This window comes from Paenibacillus sp. FSL R10-2748 (assembly GCF_038005565.1).
In the GTDB taxonomy this organism is placed as follows: domain Bacteria; phylum Bacillota; class Bacilli; order Paenibacillales; family Paenibacillaceae; genus Paenibacillus; species Paenibacillus polymyxa_B.
On the sequence record NZ_JBBOTK010000008.1, the window covers coordinates 120,226 to 141,565 of the forward strand.

The window sequence follows — 21,340 nt, forward strand, 5'->3', positions numbered from 1 at the left end:
TCACCTGTTGAGTATGTCTTGTATATCTGATTTAAGCACATCAGCCTTCGGTCCGTAAACTGCCTGCACCCCATTATCTACTTTTATCAAGCCCAAGGCACCCAGCGCTTTCCACGTTTTTTCGTCCCCAACGGCATCTGTATCCTTCACCGTCACACGCAGACGGGTCATGCAAGCGTCCACCTCGACAATGTTCTGCTCACCCCCAAGTGTCTTTATGATATCCGTAGCCAGTTGATTTTGAGTGGAAGTAGCTGCCACACCCTCTGTCTTCGTACTCCCTGCCTCGGAAGTCCCTTGGGGCTCCTCATCCGTATAGTTCCCCAGTCTTCCCGGCGTAGCCATTTTGAATTTACCGATCATAAAATAAGCGATAAAGTAGGTTGCTACCGCAAACACCACACAAGTCAGCACGAAGTTAATAATATCCTGCACCAAACCCGCATTTATAGACAACGGTAATCGGGTCAGCAGTTCAATCATACCAAACGAATGTAAACGCAAATGTATGATGTCGGCCATTCCGAACGCAATACCGGTAAGAATAGCATAAACCACATACAGCACAGGTGCTACGAACATAAACATGAATTCCAGTGGCTCCGTTACCCCTGTTAAAAAGACAGCTGCGGCTGCCGAAAAGATCATCGACTTGTACTTGCTGCGTTTATCTTTGTCTACACGGCGATACATAGCCACCGCTAGTCCCATAAGGATTCCTGCTCCACCGATCATTTGTCCTACCTTGAAGCGGGCAGGCGTCACACCTTCTAACAAGCTATTGTAGGCTGTCGGATCGGTACCACGAAGCGCACTCAGGTCACTTGCCCAAGCCAGCCACAGCGGGTCTTGCCCGGCAACGACGCTTCCTGCCCCGGAACCCGTAAGTGTCGTGTAAACGCCACCAAGTTGAGTATAGTTAATAGGAACAGTCAGCATATGGTGAAGTCCAAAAGGAATCAGTAGTCTTTCCAGTGTACCATAGACAAATGGCGCTACAAAAGGAGCCGACTCTCCCGAAGTCGCCAACCAAATACCGAACTGATTAATCCCCCCCTGAACAAATGGCCAGATGGCAGACATGATCAAACTTACGATGACAGACCATAAAATCACAACAAAAGGAACAAAACGTTTACCGTTAAAAAAGGCTAAAGCGTCTGGCAGCTTGCGGTAATTGTAGTACTTGTTAAATACCACGGCCCCGACAAATCCGGAGATGATACCGACAAACACACCCATATTAAGTGCAGGCGCCCCTAAGATAGAGGTAAAATAGCCACTAACCGGAATGGATGCACCAAAAAGAGTGTGGGTGGTGGCACCCTCCTGGGTTAGCATTTTCGAGGACACACCCAAAATCGTTCCTGTTGAAATATTAATGAGAATAAAGGCAATTAAGGCAGCAAAAGCCCCGCCCGCTCGTTCCTTAGCCCAGGAACCACCAATCGCCACTGCAAATAGAATGTGTAAATTATTGATAATACCCCAACCCAAATTCTCCATGACCCCGCCGACAGTCAACCAGAAATGGATATCGCCAGCCAACATCGCCACTACTTTACCGAGCGAAATCATAATCCCTGCTGCCGGCATGACAGCAACAACCACTAGCAGTGCTTTCCCGAGCTTTTGCCAAAAATCAAATGATAGAAGTTTTTTCATGCTCCTTCAATCTCCATCCCTTATAGTATGTACAGCGTTGTTCGTACCCTATAAACATTATGCAATCGGTTGCACAATTATTATAATGATATCGCTTTCTATTGGCAATACCCTAATTGTAAATATCTTGGTTAATGATGATGTAAAAACTCGAAAAAGCCGCGAATTTGTTGATTTTCGAGCAATATCGTATGATAGAACATAATATTTCCTGCTTGAGATAGCAAAAGGAGACGAAGACGATGGCAGTAACCATCAAAGATGTCGCAAAACGTGCTAATGTTGCTACTTCCACCGTATCCCGTGTCATTCAAGACAGCCCCAAAATTAGCGAAGCCACCAAGGCACGTGTCCGTAAAGAAATGAAGGCGCTTGGCTATGAACCCAACTATTCAGCTCAGAGTCTAGCTAACCGTGTCACACAGTCGATTGGCATTATTATGCCTGAATCGGATGTGGCAATCTTTCAAAATCCCTTCTTTCCGGAAAGCCTTCGCGGGATCAGCGAATGGGTGAATGAGCACAACTATACACTGTCCATTGTCACAGGAAAAACGAGTGATGAATTGCTATCCCGCGTGAGGCTGATGAGCCGGACCGGACGTGTTGACGGCTATATTGTTCTGTACTCCAAGCAAAAAGATAGCATCGTGGAGTATCTTCATCAAGAAAAAATACCTTACACCGTAATCGGTAAGCCTCAGCAATTTGTTAGTGAAACTACCCATGTAGACAACGATAACTACCAGGCTGCTAAGGATGTGGTCACTTATTTGACTGGGCTGAATCATCAGCGCATTGCTTATGTTGGCGGTGATCATGAACAGATCGTGAATATTGAAAGACTAAGAGGCTACCAGGATGCGCTGCGAGAGGCGGGCTTGCCTCTACCCAAGGAATACGTGGTCAGGGAGCCATTTAATCTGGAGGACATGCGCACATTATTGCAGGCTACACCGCCGCCTACCGCGATGATCGTTAGCGACGACCTTGTAGCCATGGCAGTACAGAAAATGCTCTCTCAGCTCGGCGTGTCCATGCCAGAGCAGTTATCCATGGTGAGCTTCAATAATCTAATGCTGGCTGAGCTGATGAATCCCCCTCTCACTTCCGTGGATATTGATATCTTCACTCTAGGTTATCAGGCAGCCAAAAGCCTGATTGAAAAAATCGAAGACCCCAAAGAGTTGACCAAACACATCATTGTTCCCCACCGAATTGTGGAACGCGAGTCCAGCCAGGTACTATGATTCTCTGAGGAATGAACAAGAACTGATTTTGTGGAAACCCATAAAATCAGTTTTTTTGCGTTGACAGGGCAAACGGTTGCACTATATACTGAACTCGCTCATATACTGGTTTCGTTAAAACAACGATCTCATTTTCCGAGAGGGGTACACAATCATGGTTTACAACCGATTATTTGACGTAGATAGCTGGAAGCTGACAACACACACTCTACATAGCACACACATGCGATTACAGGAAAGCATAACGTCCATAGGCAACGGTTATATGGGCATGCGCGGCAATTTTGAAGAAGCTTATTCAGGTGATCATCATCAGGGAACTTATATCTCCGGTGTATGGTTCCCCGACAAAACAAAGGTCGGCTGGTGGAAAAACGGCTATCCTGAATATTTTGGCAAGGTCATCAATGCCATGAACTTCATCGGCATCAGTCTGATCGTAAACCAAGAGGAAGTAGACTTATTTACGGCACACATCAGCGATTTTGTGCAGGAATTGGACATGAAACAGGGTATCCTGCGACGCACCTGCACCGTGAACGATCAGGTTCGCATCACTACGGAGCGTTTTCTGAGCCTCACCACTCGTGAGCTATGCCTGATTGATTACCAAGCTACGAATATAAGCGAGCAGCCTCTAACCATAGAGCTTGTCCCCTATCTGGACGGCAATACGAAGAATGAAGACACGAACTATGATGAGGTTTTTTGGTTGGAGGAGGCCCGAGAGGTTCAAGAACAATTCATCAGCCTGTCCACAACAACTATAGATAATCCCTTCGGTATTCCGCGCTTTACCGTAAACGCTACCATGGGTATTGTGACCGAGGGACAGGAGCAGCAGACGACGGAAGAGAGCTTTTTGTACGCTGCACGCCACTATCAATACAGTGTCGCTCCGGGCGACAGTATCCAGCTGCAAAAGATTGTGGCTGTTACCACCTCACGGGATATGGAAAAGGATGCACTGATTCCACAAGCTGAACGCATCGCCGTGGAGGCTGTGAACAAAGGCTACACTTCGCTCAAGCAGGAGCATGTCGCAGCTTGGGCCAGACGTTGGGACAAAGCCGATGTAGAAATCGAGGGCGATACAGAGGCCCAGCAGGGAATACGCTTTAACATTTTTCAGCTGTTCTCTACGTACTACGGCGAAGATGCCCGTCTGAACATTGGTCCCAAAGGCTTTACAGGTGAAAAATATGGCGGTGCCACCTATTGGGACACAGAAGCATATGCCGTACCTATGTACCTGGCGCTCGCAGACCCGGATGTAACCCGAAATCTGCTGCTGTACCGCTACCAACAACTTGAGGGTGCCAAGCATAACGCAGCCCAGCAAGGGCTACGGGGTGCACTATACCCTATGGTCACTTTTACAGGTGTGGAGTGCCATAACGAATGGGAGATTACCTTTGAGGAGATTCACCGTAATGGAGCCATCGCGTATGCCATTTACAACTACACCAACTATACGGGCGACCTGAGCTATTTACGGGAATATGGAATAGATGTACTGGTCGAAATTAGCCGCTTCTGGGCCGACCGGGTTCACTTTTCCAAAAGCCAGCAGCAGTATATGATCCACGGGGTTACCGGGCCGAACGAATACGAAAATAACGTCAATAACAACTGGTATACCAACACGCTGGCTGCATGGGTTCTGAAATATACATTATCGGTCTTACCTCAAATTTCAGCAGAAAAATCGGAGCATCTAGCAGTTACGGCTGATGAGCTTGCACATTGGCAGGATATCATCACTCACATGTATTATCCCTATGATGAGGAGCGGGAAGTCTTCGTACAGCACGATACCTTTATGGATAAGGATTTGCAGCCTGTATCCTCCCTTGATCCCAGCAACCTTCCACTAAATCAGAAATGGTCATGGGATAAAATCCTTCGTTCCTGCTTCATTAAGCAGGCAGATGTGCTGCAAGGGCTGTATTTCTTTGGAGACCAGTTCACGCTGGAGGAAAAAGCACGCAATTTTGCATTTTACGAGCCAATGACTGTTCATGAATCCAGTCTGTCCCCGTCCATTCACGCCGTGCTGGCTGCCGAACTCAAAATGGAGGAAAAGGCAGTCGAGATGTATAAGCGGACGGCCCGTCTGGATCTGGATAACTACAATAACGATACCGAAGACGGACTTCATATCACTTCCATGACAGGAAGCTGGCTGGCGATTGTACAGGGTTTTGCCGGGATGAGAACGTATCGTGAAACATTAAGCTTCTCCCCCTTCCTGCCACAGGGCTGGAACAAATATACGTTTAAAATCAACTATCGCGGTCGCTTGTTAAGTATTCTCGTACAGGAAAATGAAGTAATCATTACCCTGTTGGACGGAGAACCGCTGACGCTGGAGCTGTATGGAGAGCCAACGCACATTACCAGTGGGCAGTCGTTAATGACGAACAGCGTTTCATAAATCGGGCAGACAGGGGGAAACCAAATGAAAGCAGTCATTTTTGATCTGGACGGAGTCATTACAGATACCGCAGAATATCATTTTCAGGCATGGGGCAGCTTGGCGGCAGCGCTGAGCATCCCTTTTGATCGGGAATTTAATGAACAGTTAAAAGGAATCAGCCGTACGGAATCGCTCGACAAAATACTGGCGCGCGGTAACCTGTCCGATAAGTTTTCAGAAGAAGGCAAGCAAGAACTGGCCACACGGAAAAATACGGAGTATCAGCGGCTCATCTCAGCTGTAACGCCCTCGGACATTCTTCCAGGCATTAAAGCGCTACTGACAGAACTTCGTGAAGCCCGAATCGGCATCGCGCTGGCCTCTGCAAGCAAAAATGCAACGTTTATCCTGGAGCGGCTGGAGCTAGCCTACTATTTTGACAGTGTGGTGGATGTTACCGCCATTCGGCATGGCAAGCCTGACCCGGAAATTTTCCTCACCGGAGCCGCAAATCTAGGCGTTCAGCCTGCCGAATGTATCGGTATAGAGGACGCACAGGCTGGCATACAGGCGATCAAGGGTGCCGGGATGTTTGCGGTCGGTGTAGGAACACCTTCGCAAATGCAAGGTGCGGATATCGTGGTAGCCACTACTGCCGAGCTTTCTCTGAGCATGTTGGAGTCACATTTTATCAGAGGATGAAAAAGCAAAAAAAGATTATAAGGATCATAAAGACCGACTCTTAATGAATCGGTCTTTTTTGTCTGCTCCAAAAACCAGATGAGATCCGCCGCTAGGTCACCGTCTATTTTCTGTCTGTAAAGGTATACTTCTTTTTAACAAACAATTAATGGTTGCTTGGTGAAGATGAATAGCAAATATCATTTTTCTTCAGTAGCATCACTATATTGGAGTTTAATTGACAAAAGTGTGTCAGTAGCTATTTGTATATTTCTTCAGAAATAATATCGCCTGTTAAAAATTGATTGGTAATGTTGTAATAGCCCGTCAGGCTAACTGCATCGGGATTAATTTGTAAATCAACTTGCCAGATTTCAACTCCATTTTTGATGGAATTTTGAACGGTTTGCATAACATAACCGCTGTGTTTCCCAGAATTCCCAACTTTGAATCCATTGTTTTCATAAACTAAACAAACAATCAAAATCGCACGTTCATTTATAGATAAACTTCCACTGAGTTCACCCATGTGCTTGATAAAACGTTCAAAAGAATTAAATTCAGCGTTTTTTTTGATTACAATATGATCGCCCATCTCGACATGTAAAGTGGTTAATGGCGTTTTGACCTCTACATAAGTTTGATCCACCAGAAAATCCAGTTTTGAATTACCAAGCTTCGTTTCCCGGATGACTGTCTGGAAATCGCCAATCATATCTTTAAATTGACCACTTGTGATGAAATGTTCGATATACCGATTGGCCGCATTTTGGTTAATCCCAATCCATGACTTCGATTCAACGGATGGTAGATCCAGTGAAATGGCTTCAATGGTGAACTGTGTTTTTCTTTTAGGGTCATTACTACGCGAAACAAGACATGGGATATCATGAAAGACAATGTTTCCTATACTGCCTGTAGCAGGACAATGGCAATCGTGTAGCTCCCCATCCAGTTCAACCATCATAACAAATCGATTTTTCTTTTTTCGAATTACACCCTCAAGAAGAGGAGAAGCAAAATGAAAATGACTGCTTATATTCTCCATTACAGTTAAGCTCCTTCATTTCAGCGATTTTGGATCGTCTACAGAAACCACATGGAACTGTGTACCCCTCATAAAACTATACTGCTCGTCTCCTGACAACAGTGTGTCAGGAGGGTGATGGTAGGACGTATTTTCCGGCGGTGAGGACTGCACTATTGTTACCTTTGATGTTCAATACCGTTTTAATTATCTTTCCGTTTAAAAAGCGCGGGGCAATAATAATCTAGGATGACAACCGGGAATCATTACTTTCTATAGACCAAATTCTGATGGAGAGAACACTACTGACATACAAGTGTCAGTAGTGTTTTTTTATAGTGATTAAAAATAATTAGGTTTATAAATACAACTGAAACACAGGAGGGATGGAAATTGAATAAAACCGAACGGCAATTAGCGATTTTATTGGAGCTACAGCGTAGGAAGGTTCTAAAGGGAGAAGAACTAGCGGAGAAGTTAGAAACCAGTGTACGTACGATTTATCGAGACATTCAGGCTCTTAGTGAATCTGGCGTTCCGATTATCGGTGCACCTGGACACGGCTACTCTTTAATTGAAGGGTATTTCCTACCCCCGATTAGCTTTACGGTGGAGGAAGCGGTCTCCCTTTTACTTGGAGCCGAATTCATTGAACAGCGATTTGATAATCAATATAGTCAAAGTGCTCAGTCCTCTCGGGGAAAAATTGAAGTGATCTTACCTGACCCCATTCGTCATGAAACTGATCGAATCCGCAGTGGTATCCGTTTTCGACTTCAATCTGAAGACCCTGAATTAGGTGAAAGGGAAAAATCCAATATAAAAACGATTCGTATTGCCATGATGGAGGGAAAGAAAATACATTTCAAATATACGAAGCGAATATCGGAATCGGAGAATAGTCGTGAAACGATACGAACAGCCGCACCTTTAGGATTAGTTCTTGTGCAAGGAGGGTGGCTGCTTGTGGCTCAGTGTGATCTCAGAGGAGAGCATCGACATTTTAAAATATCTCGCATGAGTGATGTGAGTACAATGATCGAAAGTTTCGAATTACCTCGGGACTTCAATTTGCATACGTATCGTCCGGCAGATGATCGACATGTAACCATTCGAACCGTATTTAAGCCCGAGGTTGCAGATAAAGTCGATGAATCAAAAATATATTTTATGGAACATGCTGAGCTTCTTCCGAGTGGCTATTATGTAGACTTCCGTGTTCGATATGCTGAGGAATTATTGCATTGGATTTTGAGCTGGGGATCTAATGTTAAAGTATTGGAACCTGAATCCTTTCGAAGTCGTGTCAAAAAAGAAGTGGAAAGTATGTTGAAGAACTACTGACAAACTGTTGTCAGTAGAAGGCTTGTATATTGTAATTATTCCAACTGAAAGCGAGGTACTCAACATGAATACAAATGAAAACAACAATGCACTGGTGATCGCAAAAGCTTATTTTGAAGCGATGGCAAATAAAGATATCGAAAAGCTGATGACGCTGGTTTCGGACAAAGTCACTACGACCTCTCCCTTAGGTAACCTTGAAGGTAGAGAATCATTCCAAAATTTTGCAGAAGGATTTGCCCGGATGATTAACAAGCTAACACTCATTACAGCATTTGGAGATAATAAGGAGGCTGTGATCGTATATCATTCCAACACTATTCCAGTTCCGGATGCAACGGTTGCCGAATACATCGTCGTAGAGGATAACAAGATTTCCTCCGTTCAAGTGATCTACGATGGAACACCTTTTGCTGCTTACGCTGCAACTCAATCCAAACACTAAACCATTGGATCTATATAAATAATAAGCTTTGATACTTGAAAGGAAGAACCTACTGTGAACCAAAATAATACATCTAATTTTGAGAACGCGGAAGAAGTTATTGAGAAAATATTGCGTGAACGACATGCTACCAAAGAGTATAAAACAAACGTAATCATCCCAGAAGAAACGTTGAATGAAATTTTTGAACTTGCCGCGACAGCTCCTTCAGCCTGGAATCTTCAACACTGGCGCTTTCTGGTTATCCAGAATCAAGAACAAAAAGATCGAATCAAACCGATCGCCTATGGACAGCAACAGATTTCAGATGCTTCTGCTGTTGTTGTCATTCTCGGTGATCTTGAGGCAAACCGAACTGGCAGAGAAATGTATAACCGTCTTTATGAGTCAGAATTCATCTCGAAAGCAGTGCGAGACATCTTGTTCTCCCAAATCGAAGGAGGCTATCAAAGCCCTCAATTCGCTAGGGATGAAGCAAACAAAAATGCAGCTCTCGCAGCTATGCAACTCATGTTAGCTGCCAAGTCGAAAGGCTACGATAGTGGTCCAATAGGTGGATTTAATCCTGCAGGACTGCTTGAAGCTCTGAATATTCCTGGGCGGTTTATCCCTGTCATGATTGTCACCCTTGGTGTAGCCGCAACCCCTGCACGTCCAACAACACGTTTCTCCCTTAATGAATTAGTTATTCATGAATCCTTTTAAGTATTCGCGACAAAGAACCATCTGTCTCAAGATGGTTCTTTTTAGTTCATTCTGCAAGAAGGTTGGAGAAAAAGTGATCTAGTGGCGCGAAGACAAGAAGGCAACCAGCCTAATAACCTATTACAACAAAAAAACGAATACCAAGGCTGGTTACATCTTCGAGCTTATCCCCGCATCCTCACGCAGCCACTGAAGCACATCTCGCTGGTTATCTGGTGAGACACCGTGATCCGTCGGGTATGTTTTGAATGTGGAGTGAGAAGTCCTGGTCTGGAAATATGCCGCCGTCTCATGGCCGATGCTCACTGGAAATACAGAATCGTATTCGCCGTGGGAAATAAATACGGACACGTCCTCTATGCTTTGCAGCGCGTATTCTGTTTTCACAAAATCAGGTACATAGCCGTTCAACGCTACAATCCCCTTCAACTGATTGCCAAGGGTAAGCGCAAGTGACATCGACAAAATCGCTCCCTGACTGAAGCCGAGGAAATACCGTTTACTAGGATCAACCGGATATTTATCTGTGGCATACTGTACGAACGCCTGAAGCTGTTCAATAGACCGATCAAACTGCTCACGCAGCGGATTACCCAGACTTTTCAGCTCATAATATTGGAATCCTCCACTCATGGGAAGGTCTCCACGAATGCCGATGATAATAAATTCCTCTGACAACGGCCCTACAACTCCGAACATATCCTGCTCATTGGACCCTTTCCCATGCAGTGTAAAAATGGTTGGATACTTACGGTTGGGATCAAGCTGGCTGGGCAGGTGAATATCATAGCTATATAAAGACGACATATTATTTCCCCCCTCTTAACAATAAGTTTATTGCATACCTCCACGGATACAGTTCACTACAAACCATTCCTAAACAGGATCATCAAACCTAAAATATTAGTAATATTTATTTTATATTTATAATAGAAATGTACTCTTCAAAAGGAAACATGTCAACCCGTATGAAAACTTTCCAACTGCTCCCTCCACTCAATTTATATTCGTGAACTGATATAATGGAAGAGTTAAGCTACTACCCGATCAACTATTCTCTCTTAGGAGACTAATGCATATGAAACCAACTTATCTTATGGATGATATACAGTGGCAACAGCTTATTGAAAACGTGGCTGACCATTTTAATGACGTGACGATCAAACGAGGTTTCCAGTATTTTAAGCAAGGAAAGGTAAAAGAATTCGCAATGCCTGATGCCGATCATATTGCAGCTGTCGTGGATGGAAGCGAGCTATACGAGGTGGATCTCCACTTGAGCGCTTTTGCTGCCAGCAGATGTACATGCCCTGTCCACACTAACTGCAAGCATATGATCGCCGTACTACTGAATTACGCGAATGAACAGGAACGTTCTGTACATGCTTTAGTGAACGCTCATTCGGCGGGATTCACTCGATTGGCGACAAAAGCTGACACGGGTACTGTACCTCCTTCCCGGTCGAACCTTTCACCGGATCACAAGGAAGCAACAAGAAACGCTCTCAGTAAAACTGCAAGCCAAATACCGGACATGCCCATTTCAGAGTGGCATGATCTGTTCGATCAGTGTATCGCACTTAACCATGTGAACACACAAAATTCCCAATATGTCCAAAGCGCTCTAGCCTCGATCTATGCTGTGAAGCCGCCACTTTCACCCGGCATGCAACAGCTATACGGACTGCATGCTCATCTGCGTGTGCTGGAAAAGCTGGTACCTCAGTCTCCCATGCCGGGCTATCCCTCTCATACCTATATGGGGTATTACACGCAAATTGCTGCCGATGAGCTTAAAGAAGCTATCGAGCGTGATTTTGAGAGTCCACTGGAGCTGACCGATGAACCGATGCAAGAAGCCCGTATGGCAGAAACCTTAGCCTATTTACGCCGAAAAATGCTGACAGAATCGCGTAACGGTACTTATTTTTCAGACGCCTATTATCAGTTTTGGCTGCACTGGGGGCACAGGGGGCATCACGAAAGGCAGGACTCCAGCATATATACGGAGGAATTACAGCATTTACAGGCGGCTGAAGAGGAGATCGGCACAACTTTAGCACAGCTTCCGTGGATGTTGGCTCGCAGCTGGATGCATATTTTCCAATCGCACGATAATGAAGCCTGGGTACTGCTTCAGGAGGCGGAACGAGCTTTTCCACTAAAAATTTCTTCCAGTCAATTGCTTTTGTTCTTACAGGCGTTGCGTAAAGCCGAGGATTGGGCACGTCTCAAGGACGGACTGCGGCATATCGGCCCCCTGCTTCACAGTCATCGGGATGACCATTTACAAGATTATATACATGATTGGGATCTGGTTTTGCAGCACCTTCCAGAAGCGGAGCAGGACATGTGGGACACGCTGGTGGGTATGCTTCCATTTGCCGGGGGAATGTATGAAGAGGCGCTGCTTGCTCACGAAAAATGGCGGTCATGGATCGACTATCAGCTAAGCATACGCAGTGAGCCTTTGAGTTTTCGAGTGAGCGTGTTACAGCCCATTGAAAAGAACGCGCCTGAGTTACTACTCCCCTTTTACCATCAAGCGGTAGAACGTTATGTGTTGGAAAAAAACAGAGCCAGCTATAAAGCAGCAGTCAAGCTGTTAAAGCGACTGTTCAAGCTGTACAAGAAAATGAAGCAGGAATCACGCTGGGAGCTGTTCTTTACGACCTTCACCAGCCGTCATAGCCGCCTGCGGGCGCTACAGGAGGAATTACGGAAAGGGAAATTGTTATCATGAATCAATATACCGAAACGATTACCGTGCATATCCAATTAACTACCTATGGAGACGCGCTGATCTATGGCGATTCCTCCATGAACTATAGCATTTCCGGCCAAATTCTGAAGCAGCGTTTGTTTGCTTGGCATGAGGCTTCGTTTTATGGCACCGAGCTGGAGATTCAACATGTTCAAGACACGGATATTATCCTGCTGCCCTCGGAGCAGGTGATTCCTTTTCTGGCAGAGCGCGAGCTTCTGAAGCATATCGAATGGGTCTGGGACGAGGCCCATGCCCCGTGGCTCCGGCTGATCCCTTTACTTGCTCACTGTATTGAGGCAAAAGCATATGTGCCCAGCTTCACAGCGTTCCAGGCGGGGAAGCTGCAATGGAAGTGGGATGCGGAAGCACTGGAAAACATCCAACCGGCAGAGCTTGCTTTGCTCGACCGCTTGGAGAAGGACGAGCAGGAAGGGCTGATAGCGGCGTTCTCGGCTGCCGTATTTCAGCGCTGGTACGGCACCGAAGCGGAAGCCGCCGATTTGCGAAGAGAATATCCGATTCTCTTCGCCCCCAATCGCCCGGCGGCGGGTCTGGACGCGCGGGCCTGGCTCATCGCCATCGGCTGGAAAGCCGATACCGCGCCATTTCGGCCACTTCTGCAACTGCTAGAGCCAGAGCTGGAGGACGACGAGCCGTCCTGGCAGCTCAAGCTTGTGTTGCAGGACAAGCAAGACCCGGCGTTGCTGGTGTCTGTACAGCTCGCCGATGATGGGTACGCATCCGGCTCATGGCCCGATGCCTGGACAGCACATGTCCGTGAGCGCTCTGCCGGGTGGCTAGAACGCTTGACCTCGATTTTGCCCGCCGGGCAGCGTGCCGGAAGCCGCGATGACGTGCTGAATCGCCCGCTCTCCGACGAAGCGGCGTGGCAATTCCTGACGACCGACAGCCAGCGTCTGCTGGAAAGCGGTTGGCAGGTGCTGCTCCCGGCTTGGTGGGAGGCAGCTACCCGCAAGAAGCCAAAGCTGCGGGCCAAGGTACGCCCGGGCGAAGGGGCGGGAGAGCGCACGAAGGGTAGCTCGCTGTTCGGACTGGACTCGATTGTCCAGTTCGATTGGCGTGTTGCCATCGGTGATGCCGATCTCAGCGAGTCGGAATTCGCCGAGCTGGTCGCTCGCAACGAGCGCTTGGTGCGCTTCCGCGGGCAATGGATCGCGCTCGACCCCGCGTTGCTGGCGCAGATCCGCCGGGCCATGGCCGGGATCGACAGTGCTCAGGGATTGTCCTTTCAGGACATCCTGCAGCTACACCTGCTCGGCAACGCCGACGAGCCTGAAGGCGACGCCTCGGGCGAGCAGCCGGAGGATGCGGCACGCTTCCGACTGGAAGTCGAGCTGAATGCCCATCTGCTGAAGCTGATCAGCCAGCTCGGACGGCAGTCGGAATGGCCTGCATTGGACGTGCCGGACGGGCTGCAAGCCGAGCTGCGGACGTATCAGCGGGACGGGTATGCATGGCTTGCTTTTTTACGTCGCTTTGGACTGGGTGCCTGTCTGGCCGATGATATGGGACTCGGTAAAACAGTGCAGTTTATTACTTATTTACTGCACCTACAGGATATTGCCGCCGAGACGGGCGTCCGCTCCAGTTCGCTGCTGATTTGCCCGACTTCGGTGCTGGGCAACTGGCAGAAGGAACTCAGCCGCTTCGCCCCTTCATTGAAGGTGATGCTGCACTATGGAAGCAAGCGGGAGCAGGGAGACTTGTTCCGCGAAGAAGTCGAGCAGGCCGATGTCATCCTGACCTCCTTCGCTACGGCAACCCTGGATCAAGAGCTGCTACAAAGCATGACCTGGGATTCAGTCTGCCTGGATGAAGCGCAGAACATTAAAAATGCGCAAACCAAGCAATCCACAGCCGTGCGCAGCTTTCCTGCACGTCATCGGATTGCGTTGACTGGGACACCTATTGAAAATCGCTTGTCCGAGCTATGGTCCATTTATGATTTTATCAATCCAGGTTATCTGGGCAGCTCACGCGCCTTTAGCAATCGCTTCATTAATGCTATTGAGAAGGAACATAACGAGCAGCGCACGTTAGATTTGCAAAAGCTGGTTCAGCCCTTCATGCTGCGGCGCAAGAAGAAGGACCCTGCTATACAGCTTGATTTGCCTGACAAGAATGAGATGAAAACCTACATTCATCTGACCTCTGAGCAGGGCGCGCTCTATGACCAGATTGTCAAAGAGTTGATGGAACGGATGCAGAAGCTGGAAGGGATTGAGCGAAAAGGAGCCATTTTATCCGCCCTTACCCAGTTGAAGCAGCTTTGTGACCATCCTGCCCTCTTAACCAAGGAGGCGCTCCCAGATACCGCTGCTTCCGGTTATAGTCAGGCCGATCTTGAAGCGGTCATTAGCCGTTCATCCAAGCTGGAGCGCATTCTGGCTATGGTCAAGGAACTGCGGGAAGAGGGCGAGCGCTGCCTTATTTTTACACAGTATATTGGTATGGGGCAAATGCTCCAACGGGTACTCGCTCAGGAGCTGCAAGAGCCCGTGCTCTATCTGAACGGCAGCACATCCAAAACGGCGCGTGACCGAATGATTGATCAATTCCAATCTCACACGCTACCCCCTGCCGAGCAGCCATCCGTGTTTATTTTATCGCTCAAAGCCGGGGGGGTGGGCCTGAATCTGACAGCCGCCAACCACGTCTTTCACTTTGATCGCTGGTGGAACCCAGCTGTTGAAAATCAGGCCACAGACCGCGCCTACCGGATGGGGCAAACGAAGGATGTACAGGTGCACAAATTTATCTCGCTGGGCACGCTTGAGGAACGCATTGATGAAATGCTGGAGAGCAAGCAGCAGCTTAGCGACCAAATCATAACCAGTACCGAGGGCTGGATTACTGAGCTGTCTACAGACGCGTTAAAAGACCTCTTTACGCTACGACGCGATTGGGCATAAGGAGGTCCAAAATCGAACTATAATGTACATGGAATGCCATTTTGAGTTCGATATATACCTATTTTTAAGAAGTCGTAGTTTATAACACAGTCCAAAACTCCTTTGTGTGCATTTACTATCTCATCACAACAAAGGAGTTGATTTGAAGTGGCCATTCGTCCTCCACAAACATTGAAATCTACGGGCAGGAAGGTTCCTGTTACGAGATATCGCAATGTGAGTCCAACACAAACCCTGCGCCGATTTACGGTCATCTGGGCTAACACAAACGGTGTTCCTTTTAACACAACTGGATTTTTTGCTATACTCCGGCGTCTAGATGGAAGCTTTGTGCAAGCTGCAGGCTTCGATGGTTTTGGTACTGCCCGATTCAGCAGAGTCCGTACACCTACGAACCAGGCTTTTATTCTGCGTACCTTTAGAGACGATGGAACGCTATTCCGGGTTAGAACTGTACCTGCTGGCGTGTCCTCGTTTGTCGTTATTGGTTAAGTTCGTACCGAACGCAGCCTTAACGTAGGTAACCAAAAAAGCAGCCAGAAACAGAGCATATCTGTCCTGGCTGCTTTTTTATATGGCCTACCTATTCGGAATCTTCTTCCACTATTGCATTTTTCGTAACGGACGTATTGTACACCGTTTTGAGCCAGCTTTCACTCGACCAGTTCAGCTTGCCTGCACCCGCTCCATCCTTGGCCTGCAATTGAGCAACCAGGTTAGCAGGGTCTTCGGCAGTATAGCTGTATGGCAACGTTGTGAACCCATTCCAAGAGAAGCTCTTGGTCTTCGCAGGATAAGGGGCTAATGGGCTATTCGCTTCTTCGCTGCCTCCTCTGAATACGGTACCGTTGTCGGAGAAGATGACGTCTTCAGCCTTGATTTTTCCTGTGTAGTCATCTTTTTTAGGATCTTTTTGATTATTACGCACTGGAGAAAACACATCAATTAAATAAGACTTTTCTAGCAATACCGCACCGTTTTCTGTTGAAATCGCACCGTTACCCACGACGTCAAAATGGTATCCTTTTGCGGCAATTGCTTTAGCCATGTCAGAAGTGATTCTTTTTTTGGCTCTGGCCAATCCAGCATCGTCCATAACGATGTTATATGCATGAGCATTACCAGCACGCAGACGAGGCATACGATCCTGAATATCCAGGTAGTAATTATGATGCAGCGTTACCTCCAGGTCTGCATTGTCGGAAGCCATTTCCGTAGCACCAATCAGATGAGCCTTCTTTTGTCCTGCTGCAATATCAATGATATCTTCTTTACTCATGCCTACTGCACTGCTTCTCAGATAAGCGTACATAGGATAGGAAGACTTGTCTGCTTCCATCGCGTTGACTTGTTGGGTTACCCAGCTGTTGGAGCTGCGGTCATCTCCTTTGAACAAAGACCAAGAAATCGTAACTCCGTTACTACCTTTTTTCACATCTACCAGACCATCATAGGCTTTGTTAAATGTGCAATGGTCGATCCATACCTTGGAACTTGTACCTTCGATGGTAACATAATCCCAGTCATTCTTATCATAGTTCCCTTTGGTTGCTTCATCCCACTCCCAAAGCTCATCAAATTCGAGGTTACGGAAAATCAAATTGGAGCTTCTTTTGATAACAAAGCCGGCATGTTTGATTTTCGCACCATTGGCAGAGAAAATCGTAACCCCATTCATATTTTCGATATAGACTTTGCTCACACCTGTCTTTTTCAGAACAGGATGCGTCTGTACAGGGTTGTTGGCACTAAAAGGCATTACTTTGGCAGCACTAGGAATTTCATTCCAACCGAGATCAAGATCGTTCATAATCTCAATCACTTTGACTTTGCTGCCTTTCTTCAGTGCTTCGTTGAGATCTACAGCGTTATAAACCTTTTTGTAGTTGGCATCTGTATCCGCAATATTGCCACCACCTGTATTACCATACGAAAAGCCAGTCAAATTATAGTTATTTTTGGAGGTTGCGTTATGATCCACTCCAGGAGTCGGTTTCTCTGTACCTGGTGTCGGATTCACAGGCGGTGTTCCTGGTTCTCCCTCAGAAGAAGCACCGGATACAATCACATTATCGAATTGGGCAGCTGTTTTAGAAGTTACCAAACCAATGGCTCCAGCAGTGAGGCTGGTGTCTGTTGCGGACAGCTCCAGTTGATCATTGACATACATTTTGATTTCCGAACCGGATAGTTCCAGCTTGACTCTGTACCATGTATTCGTGTCCAGTTTGTATTTTTTATTGGTAGCCAGTGTCTTCATAGAGCCTTTGACTTTTTTTCGAATCTCAAGAGCTCCGTCTTTCTTGTTGTACAACGATGCTGCATAGAAGTTGTTGGAATCTGTGTATCTACCTGCAACGTAGACTCGATTAGAGCCATTAAAATCATTTACATATACATCTGCTTGCACGCTATAGTTCGTCCATGAGGCATTACCTTTGACGGAATGGCTTTCGCTTCGACTAGATTGTTGGTATGTAGAACCATTCCCATCCTTGACCACAGACCAGTTCCCCGAACCTGCGGTCCAGCCTTGAGCTTCTCCTTGCTCAAAATCGTCACTTATCTGTAAATTTCCATCTGCATGTGCATGACCTAGCAACGGTAATGATAAAGACAGTACCAACGTACTGCTTAACATTACACTTGCACATTTTTTTAACAAACTCGACTTCATATAACAATCCCCTTCTTGATTAGATTCATGAATACTAAAGCAAAGGTTGCACCGTTCATCAGACATGACATGCCCCAACGGTATATAACGTACTGATGAAGGGAATAATATCCCAACACCAATGAGGGCCCCAAGCGCTATACTCCAATAATTATAGGCTTTTAAATAAATATTAAAATATGTCTAATTACTTATCTTTTGTCTTAATTTTTCTATTAATTTTGCATCCTGTTTCGTGAACACGCCAAATGCTGTTTCATAAAATCACAAAAAACGATATTTTTTTATTTTTGTATAAGACATACAGTTGTCATATTGAGAATGGTACATATAAAGGAGTGAGTATCATCCATATCATTTAAAGGAGCGATTAGATGTCCAGCTACGACTACGCTTCCAAATTGGAGTTAAAAGAAGCCATTCATGCCTCCTACTTACGATTTGACAGTGAATTCCAGGAGATCGACGAGAGCCAAAAGGATATTCGTATCCCCGAAGTAGATAAAACACCTGCAGAAATGATCGCCTACCAGCTCGGATGGCTTCATCTTGTCATGACATGGGACAGGGACGAACGGGAAGGAAAAACTGTCATCATGCCCGCTCCCAATTATAAATGGAATAGACTAGGCGAACTATATCAATCATTTTACAAGACCTATTCCCACCAATCTTTACGTGAATTACGTGATATGTTCAAGTTGACTGAGCAAAAGTGGCTGGATTGGATCGACACACTTAGCCATGAAGAGCTCTTCACTCAAGGCGTTCACAACTGGACGGGTACTAACCCGAACTGGCCCATGGCAAGATGGATTCACATCAACTCGGTGGCACCGTTTAAAACATTCAGAGCCAAGATACGGAAATGGAAGAAATACAAAGTCCAACAGTGATGAAAAAAAGTGTGCATTGTGCTACAATACTTGAGTTGTATCGGGATACATTTAGGGAAGGGTAAGTGAAACGCCATGCTTATTATTGGTATTGCCGGCGGTACAGGTTCCGGTAAATCGACGGTAGCACGCGCCGTCGTTGAGCGTCTGGGATCTAATAAAGTGACTTTCATATCTCAGGATAACTATTATAAAGACCATTCACATCTGAGTTATGATGAACGTGCTTTGGTCAATTATGATCATCCGTTTGCCTTTGACAACGAATTGCTTATTGAGCATCTCCAATGTCTGAAAAAAGGACAAGCGACACAAGCGCCAGTGTATGACTTTACGGTTCATGCACGCTCCACGGACGAGACGGTAGAGCTTCTGCCAAATCACATCGTTATGTTGGAGGGTCTGCATGTGCTGTCAGACGAAAAGCTCCGCAGCCTGCTTGACATCAAAGTATTTGTGGATACTGACCCTGATGTGCGCATTCTCCGTCGGGTTCTTCGCGATATTGAGGAACGCGGCCGCACCATCCATTCGATCCACGATCACTATTTGACTACGGTTAAGCCGATGCATGAGGCATTTATTGAGCCTTCCAAGAAATACGCTGACCTGATCCTTCCTGAGGGAGGACACAATGAGGTTGGTATTCAACTGCTGTCTATTTTGACTGAAAAATATTTGGCAGGAGATCGGACATGGGGTACTGTATAAGGTAATCCTGGTCGTTTAGGCTGTCGAGATTTTCTCGGCTGCCTTTTTTGTTGTTTTATATGCCATTTGGACTAAATTATTTTGGAATCCCCGTGTGGTTTATGTTAGCATGTAAAGATTAAATGCTTTAGATTTAAGCCAAGTTGGAAGCGTTGTCAAATATGTGCCTCAGATGATATGACGTCCACGTGATGGGGGTCTTTTTTGAATCAGGATTTTTGCAAAATCCTCGAATAGGTATAATTACGGAGAGTGCTGCCATGAATGAGCTATGCAACATTTTGATTGTCGATGATGAGATATTGGTACGGCAAGGGATTAAACACCATTTATCGTGGGAACAGTATGGATTTCGAATTGTAGGTGAGGCTTCTAACGGGAAAGAAGCATTGGAGCTGATTGAAACCTTGCGCCCTCATATTGTCATTACAGATATCGTAATGCCAATCATGGATGGCGAGGAGCTGACGCGCATAGTCAGACAGAACTATCCAGATATCGAAGTCATCGTGCTTAGCAGTTACGGTGAATTTAATTACGTGCGATCCACCTTTCAACAAGGGGTTGCTGACTATATTTTAAAGCCCAAGCTGGACACGGATGAGCTACTCCAAGTGCTCCAGAGAACCGCTCGCAAAATTCCATCCATTCAATATCAGGCAGATGCTAATAATAGTCAAATTACAATAGATCATGTGATCGAAAAGCTGATCTCCGGGTATAGCATGGACTATGACGCTGAGTTGCTGAACCAAGCATTTCCTTATAGCCGTTTTGCGCTCATAGGCGTGGAGCAGTCAGCACCGCAGAATAAAGGACGCTCTATCTCTGCCTCGGACCTATTTTCCAAGCTATCAGATCAAGTGTCCTCTGCCTGTAAGCACATCGTACTGCGACAACTGCCGTCCGATGTCTATGCGGCTGTGTTTTTAGCCAATCTTGATCCACGTGAAGTAGACTCCTGGATGGCTGCGGTTAGGGAAGTTGCTCAGGAGACAAAGCGAGTCGATCCACAGACAGGCTGGGCAGTCAGCCATTTATTTGATGACTTCAATCAGATTAGTGACGTCTATCAGGATGAACTGCCAAAACTGCTGAGTTACCGCTTTTATTTCCCAGGAACAGCGCTGCTAATAGAAGACGAACTCCCTCCGCCTATACAGGTGAACAGCTCGTTCAACTTAAAACAGTTTACAGAAGAGATGAAGCGTGAGCATTTTGATACAGCTTTTCAGGATTTGAGATCCTATGTAGCCGCCATGTCCGGCAACTATACCTCTACCGCTTTTGAATTCAAATCGCTTCTCGGAAATATCGTGTTTAACATTACGATTTTGCTCGGGAATCAGGGGTATGATATGAAGGAGCTGGATGCGGCGAAATATTCCTATTTCAAAACAATTAATGATGCCCCTCATGTACATGAAGCCGTGCGCCTTCTGGAGACTTTTTTGGAGGAAGCGAACAGACAGATCATGGCTAAAACGCAGCAAGGAAGTAGCGCAAGCATGAAAAAACTGCTGGAGTATATTGAGGAGCATCATGCTGAAACGCTCAATTTGACGACACTTGGGCAATATTTTCATTTTAACCCTTCCTACTTGTCCAGTTATTTTACAGCACACCATACAGAGGGTTTTAGCGAGTATCTAAACAAAATTCGGGTCGAAAAAGCCGCGGAGTTACTACGGTCGGGGACGATGTCCATTTCGGATATTAGCAGCACGGTAGGCTATTCGGACCCCAGCTATTTTACCAAAGTGTTCAAAAAAGTGAAGGGCTACTCGCCCAGTCAGTACCGCCGGGAGCATCTCCATTAG

General features: G+C 46.3%; 16 protein-coding genes and 1 pseudogene. 13 read left to right on the forward strand and 4 right to left on the reverse strand.

Translation table 11 applies throughout. The annotated features are described in order from the left end of the window. Positions 1-1,665: a PTS transporter subunit IIBC gene (locus tag NSS66_RS21505; RefSeq protein WP_340959730.1), complete on the reverse strand. Its 1,665-nt coding sequence runs from the start codon at positions 1,663-1,665 to the stop codon at positions 1-3. A gap of 242 nt (positions 1,666-1,907) precedes the next feature. Here NSS66_RS21505 and NSS66_RS21510 point away from each other — a divergent pair, with 242 nt between their 5' ends. The 3 genes from NSS66_RS21510 to pgmB all read left to right on the forward strand — a co-directional run bounded on the left by NSS66_RS21510 (position 1,908) and on the right by pgmB (position 6,036). Further along, positions 1,908-2,915, forward strand: coding sequence for a LacI family DNA-binding transcriptional regulator (locus tag NSS66_RS21510; RefSeq protein ID WP_028541915.1), 1,008 nt, complete (start codon positions 1,908-1,910; stop codon positions 2,913-2,915). Between the two features lie 154 nt (positions 2,916-3,069). Then, complete coding sequence (locus NSS66_RS21515; protein ID WP_053324414.1) at positions 3,070-5,352, forward strand: glycoside hydrolase family 65 protein; 2,283 nt, start codon at positions 3,070-3,072, stop codon at positions 5,350-5,352. A gap of 24 nt (positions 5,353-5,376) precedes the next feature. Beyond that, positions 5,377-6,036, forward strand: coding sequence for a beta-phosphoglucomutase (gene pgmB, locus NSS66_RS21520; RefSeq protein ID WP_028541913.1), 660 nt, complete (start codon positions 5,377-5,379; stop codon positions 6,034-6,036). A 238-nt stretch (positions 6,037-6,274) separates the two neighbouring features. Here the strand turns inward: pgmB and NSS66_RS21525 are convergent, their stop codons facing one another. Next, the gene (locus NSS66_RS21525) at positions 6,275-7,063 is read right to left on the reverse strand and encodes a DNA/RNA nuclease SfsA (RefSeq protein WP_023986550.1); all 789 of its coding nucleotides are present in this window, start codon (positions 7,061-7,063) and stop codon (positions 6,275-6,277) included. Between the two features lie 137 nt (positions 7,064-7,200). Here NSS66_RS21525 and NSS66_RS21530 point away from each other — a divergent pair. From NSS66_RS21530 to NSS66_RS21545, 4 genes and pseudogenes are all read left to right on the forward strand, one after another. Next, positions 7,201-7,278 (forward strand): annotated as a pseudogene (locus NSS66_RS21530) (hypothetical protein); the annotation flags it as partial. 157 nt (positions 7,279-7,435) lie between these two features. Further along, a complete protein-coding gene (locus NSS66_RS21535) occupies positions 7,436-8,386 on the forward strand; it encodes a helix-turn-helix transcriptional regulator (RefSeq protein ID WP_076295720.1) in 951 nt (316 codons plus the stop codon). Between the two features lie 64 nt (positions 8,387-8,450). Further along, positions 8,451-8,831, forward strand: a complete 381-nt coding sequence (locus NSS66_RS21540) for a nuclear transport factor 2 family protein (protein ID WP_028541911.1) — start codon at positions 8,451-8,453, stop codon at positions 8,829-8,831. Between the two features lie 54 nt (positions 8,832-8,885). Next, positions 8,886-9,536 carry a nitroreductase family protein gene (locus NSS66_RS21545; RefSeq protein ID WP_023986548.1) on the forward strand — a complete coding sequence of 217 codons (651 nt, stop codon included), beginning with the start codon at positions 8,886-8,888 and terminating at the stop codon, positions 9,534-9,536. A 150-nt stretch (positions 9,537-9,686) separates the two neighbouring features. On the opposite strand, the gene NSS66_RS21550 is transcribed toward NSS66_RS21545, so the two are convergent. Beyond that, entirely contained in the window at positions 9,687-10,343 is a 657-nt protein-coding gene (locus NSS66_RS21550; RefSeq protein ID WP_028541909.1) for an alpha/beta hydrolase, read from the reverse strand. Between the two features lie 271 nt (positions 10,344-10,614). Between NSS66_RS21550 and NSS66_RS21555 the strand changes: the two genes are divergently transcribed. The 3 genes from NSS66_RS21555 to NSS66_RS21565 all read left to right on the forward strand — a co-directional run bounded on the left by NSS66_RS21555 (position 10,615) and on the right by NSS66_RS21565 (position 15,728). Then, entirely contained in the window at positions 10,615-12,279 is a 1,665-nt protein-coding gene (locus NSS66_RS21555) for an SWIM zinc finger family protein (protein ID WP_340959732.1), read from the forward strand. Further along, complete coding sequence (locus NSS66_RS21560) at positions 12,276-15,236, forward strand: DEAD/DEAH box helicase (protein WP_340959733.1); 2,961 nt, start codon at positions 12,276-12,278, stop codon at positions 15,234-15,236. The genes NSS66_RS21555 and NSS66_RS21560 overlap by 4 nt, the downstream gene beginning before the upstream one ends. A gap of 147 nt (positions 15,237-15,383) precedes the next feature. After that, on the forward strand, positions 15,384-15,728 hold the full coding sequence (locus NSS66_RS21565) for a hypothetical protein (RefSeq protein ID WP_023986544.1): 345 nt from the start codon (positions 15,384-15,386) through the stop codon (positions 15,726-15,728). A gap of 91 nt (positions 15,729-15,819) precedes the next feature. Here NSS66_RS21565 and NSS66_RS21570 read toward each other — a convergent pair whose 3' ends face one another. Then, positions 15,820-17,913, reverse strand: a complete 2,094-nt coding sequence (locus NSS66_RS21570; RefSeq protein ID WP_340959734.1) for a pectate lyase family protein — start codon at positions 17,911-17,913, stop codon at positions 15,820-15,822. Between the two features lie 374 nt (positions 17,914-18,287). On the opposite strand from NSS66_RS21570, the gene NSS66_RS21575 reads away from it, so the two are divergent. The 3 genes from NSS66_RS21575 (at position 18,288) to NSS66_RS21585 (ending at position 21,340) form a co-directional block, all read left to right on the forward strand. Continuing rightward, positions 18,288-18,809 carry a ClbS/DfsB family four-helix bundle protein gene (locus tag NSS66_RS21575; RefSeq protein ID WP_028541905.1) on the forward strand — a complete coding sequence of 174 codons (522 nt, stop codon included), beginning with the start codon at positions 18,288-18,290 and terminating at the stop codon, positions 18,807-18,809. A gap of 75 nt (positions 18,810-18,884) precedes the next feature. After that, the gene (gene udk / locus NSS66_RS21580; RefSeq protein WP_013308305.1) at positions 18,885-19,520 is read left to right on the forward strand and encodes a uridine kinase; all 636 of its coding nucleotides are present in this window, start codon (positions 18,885-18,887) and stop codon (positions 19,518-19,520) included. A gap of 260 nt (positions 19,521-19,780) precedes the next feature. Then, positions 19,781-21,340, forward strand: coding sequence for a response regulator transcription factor (locus NSS66_RS21585; protein WP_028541904.1), 1,560 nt, complete (start codon positions 19,781-19,783; stop codon positions 21,338-21,340).